Origin of the sequence: Saccharopolyspora kobensis, assembly GCF_900108315.1 — a bacterium.
In the GTDB taxonomy this organism is placed as follows: domain Bacteria; phylum Actinomycetota; class Actinomycetes; order Mycobacteriales; family Pseudonocardiaceae; genus Saccharopolyspora; species Saccharopolyspora kobensis.
On sequence record NZ_FNVB01000004.1, the window covers coordinates 118,474 to 132,040 of the forward strand.

General features: G+C 69.9%; 10 protein-coding genes and 3 tRNA genes. 9 read left to right on the plus strand and 4 right to left on the minus strand.

Features of this window, described 5'->3' with window-relative positions:
* Window positions 1-23 precede the first annotated feature (23 nt).
* Entirely contained in the window at window positions 24-806 is a 783-nt protein-coding gene (locus tag C4T78_RS13385; RefSeq protein ID WP_093146714.1) for a fumarylacetoacetate hydrolase family protein, read from the plus strand.
* Window positions 807-890: 84 nt separating this feature from the next.
* On the opposite strand, the gene C4T78_RS13390 is transcribed toward C4T78_RS13385, so the two are convergent.
* Window positions 891-2,120 carry an FAD-dependent oxidoreductase gene (locus C4T78_RS13390; RefSeq protein WP_093357526.1) on the minus strand — a complete coding sequence of 410 codons (1,230 nt, stop codon included), beginning with the start codon at window positions 2,118-2,120 and terminating at the stop codon, window positions 891-893.
* A gap of 103 nt (window positions 2,121-2,223) precedes the next feature.
* On the opposite strand from C4T78_RS13390, the gene gltX reads away from it, so the two are divergent.
* The 5 genes from gltX to C4T78_RS13415 all read left to right on the plus strand — a co-directional run bounded on the left by gltX (window position 2,224) and on the right by C4T78_RS13415 (window position 5,693).
* Window positions 2,224-3,723, plus strand: a complete 1,500-nt coding sequence (gltX, locus tag C4T78_RS13395) for a glutamate--tRNA ligase (RefSeq protein WP_093357525.1) — start codon at window positions 2,224-2,226, stop codon at window positions 3,721-3,723.
* A 163-nt stretch (window positions 3,724-3,886) separates the two neighbouring features.
* A complete protein-coding gene (locus C4T78_RS13400; protein ID WP_235863813.1) occupies window positions 3,887-4,633 on the plus strand; it encodes an HAD family hydrolase in 747 nt (248 codons plus the stop codon).
* Between the two features lie 162 nt (window positions 4,634-4,795).
* A tRNA-Gln gene (locus C4T78_RS13405) sits at window positions 4,796-4,867 on the plus strand.
* Between the two features lie 64 nt (window positions 4,868-4,931).
* A tRNA-Glu gene (locus C4T78_RS13410) sits at window positions 4,932-5,004 on the plus strand.
* Between the two features lie 613 nt (window positions 5,005-5,617).
* A tRNA-Glu gene (locus tag C4T78_RS13415) sits at window positions 5,618-5,693 on the plus strand.
* Window positions 5,694-5,923: 230 nt separating this feature from the next.
* Here C4T78_RS13415 and C4T78_RS13420 read toward each other — a convergent pair.
* Entirely contained in the window at window positions 5,924-6,625 is a 702-nt protein-coding gene (locus C4T78_RS13420) for an IclR family transcriptional regulator (RefSeq protein WP_177247782.1), read from the minus strand.
* 88 nt (window positions 6,626-6,713) lie between these two features.
* On the opposite strand from C4T78_RS13420, the gene leuC reads away from it, so the two are divergent.
* The 3 genes from leuC to C4T78_RS13435 all read left to right on the plus strand — a co-directional run bounded on the left by leuC (window position 6,714) and on the right by C4T78_RS13435 (window position 9,797).
* Window positions 6,714-8,117: a 3-isopropylmalate dehydratase large subunit gene (gene leuC, locus C4T78_RS13425; protein WP_093357521.1), complete on the plus strand. Its 1,404-nt coding sequence runs from the start codon at window positions 6,714-6,716 to the stop codon at window positions 8,115-8,117.
* Between the two features lie 146 nt (window positions 8,118-8,263).
* Window positions 8,264-8,866, plus strand: coding sequence for a 3-isopropylmalate dehydratase small subunit (gene leuD, locus C4T78_RS13430; RefSeq protein ID WP_093357520.1), 603 nt, complete (start codon window positions 8,264-8,266; stop codon window positions 8,864-8,866).
* 232 nt (window positions 8,867-9,098) lie between these two features.
* Entirely contained in the window at window positions 9,099-9,797 is a 699-nt protein-coding gene (locus tag C4T78_RS13435) for an HU family DNA-binding protein (RefSeq protein ID WP_093357519.1), read from the plus strand.
* A 402-nt stretch (window positions 9,798-10,199) separates the two neighbouring features.
* Here C4T78_RS13435 and C4T78_RS13440 read toward each other — a convergent pair whose 3' ends face one another.
* Complete coding sequence (locus tag C4T78_RS13440) at window positions 10,200-11,183, minus strand: NUDIX hydrolase (RefSeq protein ID WP_093357517.1); 984 nt, start codon at window positions 11,181-11,183, stop codon at window positions 10,200-10,202.
* A gap of 38 nt (window positions 11,184-11,221) precedes the next feature.
* Complete coding sequence (locus C4T78_RS13445) at window positions 11,222-13,510, minus strand: RNA degradosome polyphosphate kinase (RefSeq protein WP_093357516.1); 2,289 nt, start codon at window positions 13,508-13,510, stop codon at window positions 11,222-11,224.
* Window positions 13,511-13,567 lie beyond the last annotated feature (57 nt).

Consider the following 13,567-nt stretch of genomic DNA (forward strand, 5'->3'; position numbering starts at 1 on the left):
ACAGTTGATCGCGGAGGTTCGTCTTGCGCTTGGCACGTGTCGCCCACTCCTCCGGGGTGTCCTTCGTGGCCCTGGAGCCGGATCCGGCTGCGCCGAAGGAGAAGGTGCTCGCGGTCGAGATCGACCAGCACCCGTTCGGCGATCCCACCTTCACCGGGCGCAAGTGGCCGATGGCCGATGTGCGGCTGCTCGCCCCGATCCTGCCCACGAAGGTCATCTGCATCGGCAAGAACTACGCCGACCACGCGAAGGAGATGGGCGGCGAGCCGCCGGCCCAGCCGGTGATCTTCATGAAGCCGTCCACCTCGGTGATCGGCCCGAACTCGCCCATCAAGCTGCCGCCGAACTCGGAGCGGGTGGACTTCGAGGGCGAGCTGGCCGCGGTCGTCGGCCAGCCGTGCAAGGACGTTCCGGAGGCGCGCGGCACCGATGTGCTGCTGGGCTACACGATCGCCAACGACGTCACCGCGCGCGACCAGCAGCAGGCCGACGGGCAGTGGACCCGGGCCAAGGGCTACGACACGTTCTGCCCGCTGGGACCGTGGATCGACACCGAGGTCGACCCGGCGGACCTGGCCATCCGGACCGAACTGGACGGTGAGCTCAAGCAGGACGCGCGGACCTCGCTGCTGCTGCACGACGTCGGCGCGCTGGTGTCGTGGATCTCGCGGGTGATGACGCTGCTCCCGGGCGACGTCATCCTCACCGGCACCCCGGCCGGGGTGGGCCCGATGCGCGACGGCCAGAAGGTCTCCGTCTCCATCGACGGCCTCGGCACCCTCACCAACCCGGTCCAGCAGGCCTGAACCGGTTTTCCCGACGCGCGGTGAAGGGCGCTTTTCGCCGACCTGGTTGGTGAGAAGCGCCCTTCGCCCTTTTCCGGGCGGAGTTCAGCGCAGGGCCGAGCGGGGTGGGCGTTCGCGGACCGCGCCGTAGGCGAGGACGTACGGCGGGATCTTGCGCAGCCACGGGACGTTCGAGACCGCCCGGACCGGGAGCGGGAAGCGCGCGGTGTTGCCGAAGTCGATCTCGCCGTGCAGCGCCGGGCCGATCACGTTGTCGTGGATCACGCGCTGGAGCCGCTGGATCAGCACCGTCGTCGGCCAGCGGCGGCGTTGCACGGCTGCGACGTGCTTGCGCTCCAGGCGCCCTTCGCGCAGCGGATCGGCCAGGTAGCGCGCCGCGGCGACCGCGTCCTGCACGGCGAGGTTGATCCCGATTCCGCCGACGGGCGACATCGCGTGCGCCGCGTCCCCGATGCACAGCAGGCCGGGCACGTGCCACTTGCGCAGCCGGTCCAGCGTGACGTGCAGCAGCTTGATGTCGTCCCAGCTCGCGACCAGCTCCCGCCCGGCCAGCCAGGGAAGCTTGTGCACCAGGCCCTCGTTGAACTCCTCGACGGGCCGGTTGCGGCCCTGCGCGTCGGTGCCCTTGGGGATGATCGCGGCCACCTGGAAGTAGTCGCCGCGGTCGAGCAGCGCGAGGAAGGTGCGGTCGCGGATCAGCCCGATCGCACCCACCGGGTCGTCCGGCAGGCGCGGCACCCGGAACCACCGGACGTCCATCGGCGTGGGGAAGTCCTGCAGGCGCAGCTCGGGCATCGTGCGCACGAACGACTTGCGGCCGTCGCAGGCGACGGTGATGGTGGCGCGGATCTCGCCGGTGCCGCCGTCGGCGGTGCGGTAGCGAACACCGTTGACCCGGCCGCCTTCGCGGATCAGCTCGGTCGCCTCGGTGTTCATCCGCAGCGAGAAGCCGGGTTCCTGCTTGCCCGCGTCGGCGAGCATGTCCAGCAGGTCCCACTGCGGGACCATCGCGATGTAGTTGTACTTCATCTTCAGCCGGCTGAAGTCGCCCAGGGTGAACAGCTCCCCGGTTTCGCCGATCGGCACCGACACCCGGTTCAGGCGGCGCTGCGGGAGCTCGTTCAGCCGGTCGGCCAGGCCGAGTTCGTCGAGCAGGTGCAGGGTCGTCGGGTGCACCGTGTCGCCGCGGAAGTCGCGCAGGAAGTCGTCGTGCTTCTCCAGCACGGTCACCTCGACGCCCGCGCGCGCCAGCAGCAGCCCCAGGACCATGCCCGCCGGGCCGCCGCCCACGATGCAGCAGGTGGTTCGCTCCATTGCGATCCCCTCCAGTTTTTCAACGCTTGTTGAATAAGGTCAGGATGCGCCTCCGGGACGCGCCCGTCAAGCGCCGCCGCCCGGTGGCTACGCTGGATGTGTTATGAGCACGCCAGAAGCAGCAGCAACAGCAGCCGACGCCAGGCCCGTCCGGGCCCGGTTCTGCCCCTCGCCGACCGGCATCCCGCACGTCGGCCTGATCCGCACCGCCCTCTACAACTGGGCCTTCGCCCGGCACAACAAGGGCACCTTGGTGTTCCGCATCGAGGACACCGACGCCGCCCGGGACAGCGAGGAGTCCTACCAGGCGCTGCTGGACGCGCTGCGCTGGTTGGGCCTGGACTGGGACGAGGGCCCCGAAGTCGGCGGCCCCTACGGCCCCTACCGGCAGAGCGAGCGGCGCGACATCTACGCCGACGTCGCGCAGCGCCTGCTCGCCGCCGGTGAGCTCTACGAGTCCTTCTCCTCGCCCGAGGAGGTCGAGGCCCGGCACAAGGCGGCCGGCCGCGATCCCAAGCTCGGCTACGACAACTTCGACCGCGAGCTCACCGAGGAGCAGGTGGCCGCGTTCCGCGCCGAGGGCCGCAAGCCCGTGCTGCGGCTGCGGATGCCCGACCGCGACATCGCCTTCACCGACCTGGTGCGCGGCGAGATCACCTTCCCCGCGGGCAGCGTGCCCGACCCGGTCCTGGTGCGCGGCAACGGAGATCCGCTCTACACCCTGACCAACCCGGTCGACGACGCCATGCAGCGCATCACCCACGTGCTGCGCGGTGAGGACCTGCTGTCCTCCACGCCGCGGCAGATCGCGCTCTACGAGGCGCTGCAGCGCATCGGTGTCACCGACTTCACGCCCGAGTTCGGCCACCTGCCGTTCGTCATGGGCGAGGGCAACAAGAAGCTCTCGAAGCGCGACCCGCAGTCCAACCTGTTCCACCACCGCGACCGGGGTTTCCTGCCCGAGGGCCTGCTGAACTACCTCGCGCTGCTGGGCTGGTCCATCTCCGAGGACCGCGACGTGTTCAGCCTCGACGAGATGGTCGAGGCCTTCGAGATCGGCCGCGTCAGCTCCAACCCGGCGCGCTTCGACCAGAAGAAGGCCGACGCGATCAACTCCGCGCACCTGCGGGCGCTGGCGCCGGACGACTTCGTCGAGCGGATCGTGCCCTACCTGGTCAACGGCGGGGTGCTGCCCAGCGAGCCCACCGAGCAGCAGCTGGCCATCGTGCGCGCCGCGGCACCGCTGGTGCAGGAGCGGCTCGTGGTGCTCTCCGACGCCGTCGGCATGATGGCCTTCCTGTTCGCGGGCGACGAGTTCACCCCGGAGCAGGCCTCCGCGGACAAGGCCCTCGGCGAGGACGCCAAGCCCGTGCTGGAAGCGGCCATCAACGCCCTCAGCGCGCTGCCGGAGTGGACCACGGCGGCCATCGAGCAGGCGCTGAAGGACGCGGTCGTGGACGGCCTGGGCATCAAGCCGCGCAAGGCCTTCGCCCCGGTCCGCGTCGCCGTCACCGGCCGCACGGTGTCGCCGCCGCTGTACGAGTCGATGGAACTCCTGGGACGCGAGGTCTCCCTCGCCCGCCTGCGCAAGGCCCTGGGCTGAACCACCCGCGCCCCGCCGGAGCTCCTCCGGCGGGGCGCGCTGCGTGACCGGAGGCGGTTTCGCCCGCCCCGGATGCCGACTGACGCGCCCAAGCGGAAATGGGCCGACAGGATCACCGTGTTGGCCGAATCGGACGCAGCGGGTGAGCGCCTAGCCTCTCGGGGTGACATCCGCGCCCCAGCCTCCCGCCACACCCGCACCCGGACAGCTCAAGGCCGTGTGCCTCGACGTCGACGACACGCTGCTGGACGGCCAGCGCGCGTCCCGGCAAGGCCTGCGGGAGCTCGTCGGCACCGACCGGGCCTGGCCGGTGTGGGAGCGCACCACCGACGACTACTACGCGCGGTTCATCAACGACGAGCTCGACTTCGACACGATGTGCGTCCAGCGCACCAAGGCCTTCTTCGCGGCCTTCGGCGAGCGGATCGACGACGCCGAAGCCGCCCGCCGCGAGGACATCCGCATGGCCGCCATGCAGCGCGCCTGGGGCCTCTTCGACGACGCCCGGCCCTGCCTGGACTGGATGCGCGACAGCGGCTTGAGGCTCGCCGTCATCACCAACGCGCCCAGCGTCTACCAGCGCAAGAAGATCGCCGCCGTCGGCCTCGCCGACGCCTTCGACGTGCTCGTCATCTCCGGTGAGGTCGGTGTGGCGAAACCCGACCCGCAGATCTTCGAGACCGCCTGCGAGGCGCTGGGCCTGCGCCCCGGCGAAGTCGCCCACGTCGGCGACCGCCTCGACACCGACGCCCTCGGCGCGGCCCGGGCCGGCCTGCACGGCATCTGGCTCAACCGTGGCCACCGGGCACCGGCGACCACCGAGGTGCCGACGATCGCGAGCCTGCACGAACTCCCCGAACTCCTCGTCGGCGACCTGCCCGCCGTCCCGGTGCCCGAGCTGATCCCCTGAAACCCCGCCACAACCGCCGCGACCTGCGACGATCCCGTTAACCCACCCCCCATTTCAGGCCCCTGGAGCGATGGTCTAATATTCTTACCAACGCAGCGGACAGCAGTCCGGAAGCCGAACTCCCCGGAGATCGGAAAAAGGACAACTGGCCGCGCGGCACCATGGGGTATGGTGTAATTGGCAGCACGACTGATTCTGGTTCAGTTAGTCTAGGTTCGAGTCCTGGTACCCCAGCGAGCAGATCGCAAACTTGACTAAGGGAGCTCTCCCGGCGTCGAGGAAGTGATCTCTCAAGCGTGGTCCCGTCGTCTAGCGGCCTAGGACGCCGCCCTCTCAAGGCGGTAGCGCGGGTTCAAATCCCGTCGGGACTACAAGGGTGGGAGGGCCCTGTTTGCGCTTGGCGCAAACAGGGCCCTTTCCGTTTTTGTATTGGGGGGCCGAGCCCCCATGCCCCCCACGGTGCGGGGGTTGCTTCTCGGGGGCTCCTTGCTTGGGGTGGCGTTCCCGGTCTGGGTTCTGGACCAGCCTTTCGGGCTTGCGTGGGGTGGTGGGTCGACTTTCGGCCTGTGAGGGGTGGCTGGGTCGGCTTTCGGCCTTGTGTGGGGTGGCTTTTGGTCTGTGGTGGGGGCTTTGTGGGTTCTGGGGGGTCGTGGGGTGGGGGCCTGTGCGATTTCGGTTGGAATCGGCTGGTTCTGCCGCGGGCTTCGTCTAAAAGGTGACGAAGCCGATTTCAATTGAAATCGCTGCGCCACCCGAGGCGACCGCCCACCGCTTTGAGCCCGACCCGGCCTCGGGCTCCACGGAACCTCTGCTCCCGCCCCTGGCGCGGTATCAGCACCGATCGCTTGGTGGGATGGCTCCTTCCGTTGTGGCGGGGGATCTTCTGCTTGGCTTGTTCGGGTGGGGTTGTGCTGGGGTTTTGGTTCTATCGGGGGGTGGTGTTCGGGTGGGGTTCTGGGTGTTGTAGAGTTCTTCTCGTAACGCGGTCCCGTCGTCTAGCGGCCTAGGACGCCGCCCTCTCAAGGCGGTAGCGCGGGTTCAAATCCCGTCGGGACTACCAGGGGAAAGCCCCACCCGTGATCTTCATGGGTGGGGCTTCTTCGCGTTCTGGGGCGTTCTCGGTGTGCGGACTGGTTTTGTGGTGGCGATCCGGTCCTCGCGGCACCTTGGCGTGCGCCGCGGGCGGCGACCCGGGGTGGGGTCTTAGTAGCGCGCCCGGTTCTGGCCGTTGGGTCGTCACCGGTTTCGCGGGCGGTGCGGGGATTCTCGGCCCCGCACCGCGCTCGCGGGTCACAGGCGGTTCTGGAGGGCTTCCGCTGCTGCCAGGAGGTCCGCCGCCCAGCGGGCGCCCGGGCGGCGGCCCATCCGGTCGATCGGGCCGGAGACCGAGATCGCCGCCACCACCGCTCCCTGGGAGTCCTTCACCGGGGCGCTCACGCTCGCCACTCCCGATTCCCGTTCCGCCACGCTCTGGGCCCAGCCCCGGCGGCGGACCTCCATGAGGGTCCGTTCGCCGAAGACCGCTTCCGCCAGCACCGCTCGTTGCGTCGCCGGGTCCGCCCAGGCCGCCAGGACCTTCGCTCCCGAGCCCGCCGTCATCGGCAGGGCCGTGCCCACCGGGACCGTGTCGCGGAGGCCGCTCGGGGGCTCTGCGGTCGCGATGCACAGGCGCTGCAAGCCGTCCCTGCGGTAGAGCTGGACGCTTTCGCCCGTGATGTCCCGGAGTTTGGGCAGTACTGTGGTCGCTGCCTCCAGCAACGGATCCACCGCTCCGCCGGCCAGTTCCGCCAGCGCCGCGCCCGGGCGCCAGCGCCCGTCCGAATCCCGGCGCAGGAGGCGGTGCACCTCCAGGCCCACCGCCAGGCGGTGCGCGGTCGCCCTCGGCAAGCCCGTGCGGCTGCACAGTTCCGCCAGGCCGCACGGTTCGTTGGCAACGGCCTGCAGAACGGCCACTGCCTTGTCCAGTACTCCGATGCCGCTATGCTGTCCCACGTACCGATACTAGCTTCCCGATATCTGGGAAGTCCACTCTGTGGGAAGACCCGTTCCGGGGTCTCGGCAGGCTCGACTGGGAGCAGCGATGGGAAAAACGCTCGCGGAGAAGGTTTGGGATGCGCACATCGTGCGCCGCGGTGAGGGGCACGAGCCGGACCTGCTCTACATCGATCTCCACCTGGTGCACGAGGTCACCAGTCCGCAGGCCTTCGAGGGGCTGCGGCTGGCCGGCCGCCCGGTGCGCCGCCCCGACCTGACGCTGGCCACCGAAGACCACAACGTGCCCACCACCGGGATCGACCTGCCGATCGCCGACCCGGTGTCGCGCACCCAGGTCGAGACGTTGCGCAAGAACTGCGCGGAATTCGGCATCCGGCTGCACCCGATGGGCGACGCCGAGCAGGGCATCGTGCACGTCGTCGGCCCGCAGCTCGGGCTGACCCAGCCCGGCACCACGGTGGTCTGCGGTGACAGCCACACCTCGACGCACGGCGCGTTCGGCGCGCTGGCCTTCGGCATCGGCACTTCCGAGGTCGAGCACGTGCTGGCCACCCAGACGCTGCCGCTGAAGCCGTTCAAGACGATGGCCATCAACATCGACGGTTCGCTGCGCCCGGGAGTCACCAGCAAGGACGTGATCCTGGCCGTCATCGCCAAGATCGGCACCGGCGGCGGGCAGGGCTACGTGCTGGAGTACCGCGGCGAAGCGATCCGGCAGCTGTCCATGGAAGCCCGCATGACGATCTGCAACATGTCGATCGAGGCGGGCGCGCGGGCGGGCATGATCGCGCCGGATGAAACGACTTTCGAGTACCTGAAGGGGCGTCCGCACGCCCCGAAGGGCGCCGAGTGGGACGCCGCCGTCGAGTACTGGCGCACGCTGCGCACCGACGACGACGCCACTTTCGACGCAGAGGTCACGCTCGACGCCGACGAGCTCACGCCTTTCGTCACCTGGGGCACCAACCCGGGTCAGGGCCTGCCGCTGGGCGAGCGGGTGCCGGACCCGGAGCAGATCGCCGACGAGGGCGAGCGCTTCGCCGCGGAGAAGGCGTTGGCCTACATGGGCCTGGAACCGGGTACGCCGCTGCGCGAGGTGTCGGTCGACACGGTGTTCCTGGGCTCGTGCACCAACGGCCGCATCGAGGACCTGCGCGCCGCCGCCGACGTCCTGAAGGGCCGCAAGGTGGCGCAGGACGTCCGGATGCTGGTGGTGCCGGGCTCGATGAAGGTCCGCGTGCAGGCGGAGTCCGAGGGGCTGCACGAGGTTTTCACGGCCGCGGGCGCGGAATGGCGTTCGGCCGGTTGTTCGATGTGCCTGGGCATGAACCCGGACCAGCTCACCCCCGGCGAGCGCAGCGCGTCGACCTCCAACCGCAACTTCGAGGGCAGGCAAGGCAAGGGCGGCCGCACCCACCTGGTCTCCCCGCTCGTCGCCGCCGCCACCGCGGTGCGCGGCACCCTGTCCTCGCCCGAAGACCTCGACTGAAGGTCGACGTTGAACCCACCTTGCCGAGCTCGTCACCTGGCGGAACCTCAGAACCCGCGGGTGGCCGAGCGGCGGGGGTGGGCCAAGCGGCTTCGCCGCTTCAAAGACAGCCGCTCTACAGGCACGCCCGACAAGGAGCAGTGACGATGGAACCGTTCAAGACGCACACCGGGGTCGGCGTCCCGCTGCGCCGGTCCAACGTGGACACCGACCAGATCATCCCGGCGGTCTACCTCAAGCGGGTCTCGCGGACCGGCTTCGAGGACGCCCTGTTCGCCGCCTGGCGGGGCGACGAGGACTTCATCCTCAACCAGGAGCCGTTCCGCGCGGGCAGCGTGCTGGTGGCCGGGCCCGACTTCGGCACCGGCTCGTCCCGCGAGCACGCCGTGTGGGCGCTGAAGGACTACGGCTTCCGGGTGGTCATCTCCAGCCGCTTCGCCGACATCTTCCGCGGCAATTCGGGCAAGCAGGGACTGCTGGCGGCCCAGTGCGAGCAGTCCGATGTGGAACTGCTGTGGAAGCTGCTGGAGAACGAGCCCGGTGCCGCCGTGACGGTGGATCTGGAGCGACGGACCGTGCACGCCAAGGATCTCACCGTGGCGTTCAGCATCGACGACTACACCCGCTGGCGGTTGCTGGAAGGCCTCGACGACATCGGGCTGACCCTGCGGCACGCCGAGACGATCGACACTTTTGAGCGGGCGCGGCCCAGCTTCAAGCCCGCCACGCTGCCCGCCCCGGCAGGCTGATCGCGGCTTTCCCGGGTGGCGGATTCCTTCTGCTGTGCAAGGAGAATCCCGCCACCCGGGGCACAACTGAACAGTTGCTCCACGAGCACTGCGGCCCCGTTGCCCGGAGACGAATGCCCGCGCCCTGAACGAAAAAATGGGGCGTGGCGATTGGCATTTGTTTATCCGGGGCTTTACCGTTGACATTGAGTCGGCCCAACGGGGCCGTTGTTGTGTCCTGGGAGGGACTGAAGTGAACAAGGCCCAACTCATCGAGGCTCTGGCAGAACGCCTCGGAGACAAGAAGACCGCCAGCCAGGCTGTGGAAAACGTCGTGGACATCATCGTTCGCAACGTCAACAAGGGCGAGAAGGTCAACATCACCGGCTTCGGGGTTTTCGAGAAGCGGGCCCGCGCCGCTCGTACCGCTCGCAACCCGCGCACCGGTGAGTCCGTGAAGGTCAAGAAGACCAACGTTCCCGCCTTCCGCGCCGGCACCCAGTTCAAGGAAGTCGTGGGCGGCCAGCGGAAACTGCCGCGCCAGTCCTCGGTCAAGGCGGCCACCACCCGCGGTGCCACCACCCGGACCGCGACCGCCACCAAGGCTGCCGCCGGCACCAAGGCCAAGGCCACCGCCACCCGCGCCACCGCGGCCAAGTCCACCGGTCGCGCGACCACGAAGGCCGCCACCACCAAGGCGACCGCGACCAAGGCCGCGCCGAAGGCCGCCGCCAAGGCGACCGCGACCAAGGCCGCGCCGAAGCGGGCCACCAAGGCCACCACGGCCAAGGCGACTCCGGCCAAGGCGACCACCGCCAAGGCGACTCCGGCGAAGGCCACCACCAAGCGGACGAGCACCGCCAAGGCCAGCACCGCCAAGACGACCGCTGCCAAGACGACCCGTCCGGCGACCAAGAAGGCGACGACCACTCGCAAGTCCACCAAGAAGTGAGTGCTCGCCCCAGCAGCGAGCACCAGTGGACCGAGCGGGCGGTCATCTGACCCGGACACCGGGACGAGGTGCCGCCCGCTCTTCGGCAGGAAACCCCCCGACCGCGTGCGGCGGGGAGGCGATTCCGCCGACGTGCGCGGCGTCCGCTCAGGACGCCCGCGCGTGGTGCAAACGGGGTTGAGCGGGCCGTAGCCGCCGGGAAACCGGCCAGCTGCGCCTGCCACCCCGGTGGGCGGCGCGCAACGCCCACACGGCGCGATCAGCGCCGAACAGCGGGGCGCAGCCGCTGAATTCCGGAGCCGGGGCGTCGGCGAACCGGACGCCGACGCATCCGACCCGCGACCGGCCGGATGAACCCCCGAGCAGCCGTGCCCGGTGATGGGGCGAACCCCGGAGCCGTTCTCAGGCGATCGGGTTCGGGAGGTAGTCCGCGGCCGCCAGGCGCAGCGGTGCGGCGCCGTTGTCGCCCGCCGCGCGCCGGAACGTCAGCGTCCACACGCTGCCCTTGCGGCTGGCCACCTCGCCCAGCCCGGTCAGCCCGCCGGAATCCGCCAGCCGGGCCACCAGGTCCGGGATCACGCCGCCCTGGCTGCACACCAGCGCCGGCCCCGTCCCGGACGCCACCCGCAGCATCCGCGCCACGGCCGCCTCCGGGTCGGCGAGATAGCCCTCCTCGGAGAACAGCGGCTCGGTCCCGATCGGCGTTCCCAGGTCCGCCGCGATGGGCGCCACCGTTTGCTCGCAGCGCAGTCGCGGCGCGGAATAGACGCGGACCGGGCCGAACAACGGCAGCAGTGAATGCAATGCGTCGCGCTGCCGCTCTCCCGCTTCGGTGAGCGGGCGCAGCACGTCGTCGCCCGCCCAATCGGATCGCTTGCCCGCTTTCGCGTGGCGGACCAGCAATACGGTCGCCGACTCCGCGGGCAATTGCTCGAAGGCGTCCAGCACCCGACCGTCGTGCGGATAGCTGACCAGTTCGCGCGCCCCGGCGACGGGCAGCCAGCGGAGTTCGTCCACTTCGTCGTTGCGGGCGAACGACCCGCCGCTGGCCCGGGCGGCGAAGTAGTCCACGACCTTCGGCGCGGTCCCGCCCGGGGCCGGGACGTCGTAGCCGATCCGGGTGAGGAAGCGGGAGAGCACGCAGGAGAACCCGGTCTCCTCGGCGACCTCGCGGACCGCCGCGTGCGCGGGCAGCTCACCGGGGTCGAGCTTGCCCTTCGGCAGCGACCAGTCGTCGTAGCGGGGGCGGTGCACCACCGCCACCTCCGGGCCACCGGTGCCATCGCGCCACAGCACCGCACCGGCGGCCCGCACGGTTCGGCCGGGAGCATCAGTCGGTTCGCCGTCGATCTGTTCGGTAGCCGGCTGGTTCTCGGTCACGCTCATCGTCCTAAAGCACTCTCGGCGTTCGGTCCCTCGGAGGCCTACGAGACCTTCGCCCCGTGCAGGCGCAGCATCTCCACCTGGTGGTCGCGGACCTGCTCACCGCTGCGCGGGGACGCCTCCCAGTCGCCCTTGGCGTTGAGCACCCAGCAGCGCGTCGACGGGTGCAGCGCCGAGTCGAGCATCGCGTTCAGCTGGGCGGTCAGCTTCGGATCGGTGACCCGGACCTGGGTTTCGATCCGGCGGTCCAGGTTCCGGTGCATCATGTCGGCGCTGCCGAACCAGTGCTCGTCGATGCCGGTGAAGTGGAACACCCGGGAGTGCTCCAGGAACCGGCCCAGGATCGAGCGCACCTCGATGTTCTCGCTGAGGCCCTCGACGCCTGCCTTGAGCGAGCAGATGCCGCGCACCACGACCTGCACCGGCACACCGGCCAGCGACGCCCGGTACAGGGCGTCGATGATCTGCTCGTCGACCAGCGAGTTCACCTTCATCCGGATGCCGCACGGCAGGCCCTGCCGGGACCGCTCGATCTCGGCGTCCACGCGGTCGACGATGCCGTTGCGGATGCCCTGCGGCGACACCAGGATCCGGCGGTACTCGCCGTGCCGGGCGTAGCCGGTGAGCACGTTGAACAGGTCGGTGAGGTCGGCGCCGATCTCCGGGGAAGCGGTCAGCAGCCCCAGGTCCTCGTAGATCCGCGCGGTCTTCGGGTTGTAGTTGCCGGTGCCCAGGTGGCAGTAGCGGCGGATGGTGGAACCCTCCTGGCGCACCACCAGCGCGGTCTTGCAGTGCGTCTTCAGCCCCACCAGGCCGTAGACCACGTGCACCCCGGCGCGTTCCAGGGTGCGCGCCCACTGGATGTTCGCCTGCTCGTCGAAGCGGGCCTTGAGCTCCACCAGCGCGACCACCTGCTTGCCCGCCTCGGCGGCGTCGATGAGCGCGTTGACGATCGGCGAGTCACCGGAGGTCCGGTACAGCGTCTGCTTGATGGCCAGCACGTGCGGATCGGCGGCGGCCTGCTCGATGAACCGCTGCACCGACGTGGAGAACGAGTCGTAGGGGTGGTGCACCAGCACGTCGCCCTCGCGCAGCGTGGAGAAGATGCTCTTGGGCGTCTGGCCCTCGGCGAAGGCCGGGTGCGTGGCGGGCACGAACGGCGCTTCCTTGAGGTCCGGCCGGTGCAGCCGATCCAGCTGGAACAGGCAGGACAGGTCGAGCAGTCCCTTGACCTCCACCACGTCGTGCTGGTCGACCTCCAGCTCGCGCAGCAGGAGTTCGAGCATGTTCTCGCTCATCGTGTCGGTGACTTCCAGCCGCACCGGCGGCCCGAAGCGGCGGCGCGCGAGTTCCCGCTCCATCGCCTGCAGGAGGTCCTCGTCGCGGTCCTCCTCGACCTCCAGGTCGGCGTTGCGGGTGACCCGGAAGATGTGGTGCTCGGCGACCCGCATGCCGGGGAACAGCTTGTCCAGGTGCGCGGCGATGAGCTCTTCCAGCGGCAGGAAGGTGGCGCGCTCGGTCTCCCGGTCGGATTCCACCCGGATCAGCCGCGGCACGTTGTCCGGCACCTTCACCCGGGCGAAGCGCCGCAGCCCGGCGTCCGGGTCGGCGACGGTGACCGCGAGGTTCAGCGAGAGCCCGGAGATGTAGGGGAACGGGTGCGCCGGGTCGACCGCGAGCGGCGTGAGCACCGGGAAGATGTGGTCCTCGAAGTAGCGGGTGAGCTTCTCCTGCTCGGCCGTTTCCAGCTCCGACCAGTTCTGGATGCGGACGCCGTGCGCCTCCAGCTCGGGCAGCAGCTCGTCGAGGAAGACCCGGCTGAGCTTCTCCATCAGGTCCTGGTTGCGGGCCGCGATGCGGGTCAGCTGCTCGTGCGGGCTGAGCCCGTCGGCGCTGCGCACCGACAGCCCGGTCTCCTCGCGGCGCTTCAGGCCCGCGACGCGCACCATGTAGAACTCGTCCAGGTTGGACGCGAAGATCGCGAGGAACTTCGCGCGCTCCAGCACCGGCTGCGACTTGTCCTCGGCGATGGCCAGCACCCGGGCGTTGAAGTCGAGCCAGGACAACTCGCGGTTGAGGTAGCGGTCCTCGGGCAGGTCCGTGGAGGCCGCCGCGCGAGTCACCGCGGGTGGCGCGGAGGGGACGCGGGCGCCTTCGGAGTTCTGGCCGTCGTTCCGCCGCGGCGCCGCCGGGGTGGTGGCGGCGCTTGGATCACCGGCGCTCCGCGCCTGGCGCGGAGCGCGACGGGTGGACCGGCCACTGGTGGTTCGCTTGGCGGGCTTCTCGGCCCGGCCGGTGCTGTCGGTGCTCACCCGCCCATTGTCGCTCATCGAACCGGTTCAGCCGATGTCTGTGAAAAGAGTTCATGGTCGTTTCGCGTTGTCGTT

Coding starts and splice junctions, on each gene's coding strand:
- C4T78_RS13390 (WP_093357526.1), bottom strand. CDS start 2,120: ATGGAGCGAACCACCTGCTGCATCGTGGGCGGCGGCCCGGCGGGCATG.
- gltX (WP_093357525.1), top strand. CDS start 2,224: ATGAGCACGCCAGAAGCAGCAGCAACAGCAGCCGACGCCAGGCCCGTC.
- leuC (WP_093357521.1), top strand. CDS start 6,714: ATGGGAAAAACGCTCGCGGAGAAGGTTTGGGATGCGCACATCGTGCGC.
- leuD (WP_093357520.1), top strand. CDS start 8,264: ATGGAACCGTTCAAGACGCACACCGGGGTCGGCGTCCCGCTGCGCCGG.
- C4T78_RS13440 (WP_093357517.1), bottom strand. CDS start 11,183: ATGAGCGTGACCGAGAACCAGCCGGCTACCGAACAGATCGACGGCGAA.
- C4T78_RS13445 (WP_093357516.1), bottom strand. CDS start 13,510: ATGAGCGACAATGGGCGGGTGAGCACCGACAGCACCGGCCGGGCCGAG.